General features: G+C 58.8%; 1 protein-coding gene. It reads right to left on the bottom strand.

Annotation, left to right across the window (positions count from 1 at the left end; all coding sequences use genetic code 11):
* Window positions 1-245: 245 nt before the first annotated feature.
* Window positions 246-1,274, bottom strand: a complete 1,029-nt coding sequence (locus NKH23_RS34390; RefSeq protein WP_353036789.1) for an IS110 family RNA-guided transposase — start codon at window positions 1,272-1,274, stop codon at window positions 246-248.
* Window positions 1,275-1,351 lie beyond the last annotated feature (77 nt).

Consider the following 1,351-nt stretch of genomic DNA (forward strand, 5'->3'; position numbering starts at 1 on the left):
CTGTCAAACGGCCCTTTAATTGCGGGGAGTTGTCAATCCGGATCTCGCACTGCCATCGCCGGGGTCATGGTCCTTTCCGAGGTCGAGTGCCTCATGATGATGTTCGGGTCGAGCGCCTCAACGTTTCCAACGAGATGCAGATGAACTGCTGTCGGCCGTTTGACCGAGGTCGCCGCAACCACCGTCCCGGCGGGGACATCGCGAGTTCGGAAACGGGCCTGCGATTGAGATCGAGTGCGGATTTGTTACGCCATCTTTTCGCTGCCCCACTCGAAGCTGGTGCCATCAACCCAAATGCAATGAAGCAGAACGGCGATCTTCCGTGCGACCGCCACCTTTGCCTTCTTCAAGCCGATCCGTCTCGACAGACGCATCCCCCAGGCTTTCAGCGTGGACCATCTTTTCGTTCGGTGTAGGAGCACGCTGGCCGCCTCGTACAGATAGGTCCGCAGCAGTCGATCTCCCCAACGTGAGACGCGGCCATTGATATCCGTTTCACCGGACTGCTTTCGTCGCGGAGTCAGGCCGAGATAGGCTCCGACGTTGGCGGCCGAGCGAAAGCGCGCGGGATCGTCGATCGTGTGGCGGAAGGTGAGCGCGGTCACCACGCCAATGCCAGGGACCGTCATCAGCTGGCGTGTGGTTTCGTCTTCACGAGCGAGATGCCGGACTTGCCGATCGAGCTTCTCCTGCTCACTGCAGACCTGCTCGTGGACAGACAGAAGCGCCTGAACCAACAACCGAAGCGGATGCCCGTCAGCAACCAGTTCCCAAACCTTTCGCCGGAACTGTGACCCAATCGATCGACTGAACTGCAGCCCATATTCCTTCAGCATGGACCGTGTCTGGTTTTCGAGATCGCGCCGGATCTCAACAAGTCTTGACCGTACGACGAGCATGGATCGGGTGGCCTGGCTTTCCGCGCTTTTGACCTTCACTTCCCGATACCAACCGACGCGAACCAGCTCGGCCAAGCCGCGGGCATCGTTCTCATCACTTTTGTTCATTCGAACTGAAAGTGCCGCCTTCGCATGTCGAGCATCAATGCAGACAACCGGCAATCCGACCCGCTTGAGCTCATGCCAGAGCCAGCTGGACTTGGCGCCTGTCTCGAACCCGATGCGCTCCGCGTGAGGTGCGCGTTTGCGGAGCAACTCCGTCAGTGCTCCTGGATCGGATTTCACTTTCCCTTGGAACACAGGCCTTCCAGCATCGTCGACGACGCAAACGCTGGTCTCTCGCTGCGACACATCCAATCCGACATATTGCTTCACTGCGGCCTCCTTGATCTCAATGCTCGGCGGCTTTTGCCGTCAGCCGAATCTTCGTTCAAAGGAGCGACGGCAGCAAT

The sequence above is a fragment of the Mesorhizobium sp. M1328 genome (assembly GCF_040318075.1).
GTDB lineage: Bacteria > Pseudomonadota > Alphaproteobacteria > Rhizobiales > Rhizobiaceae > Mesorhizobium.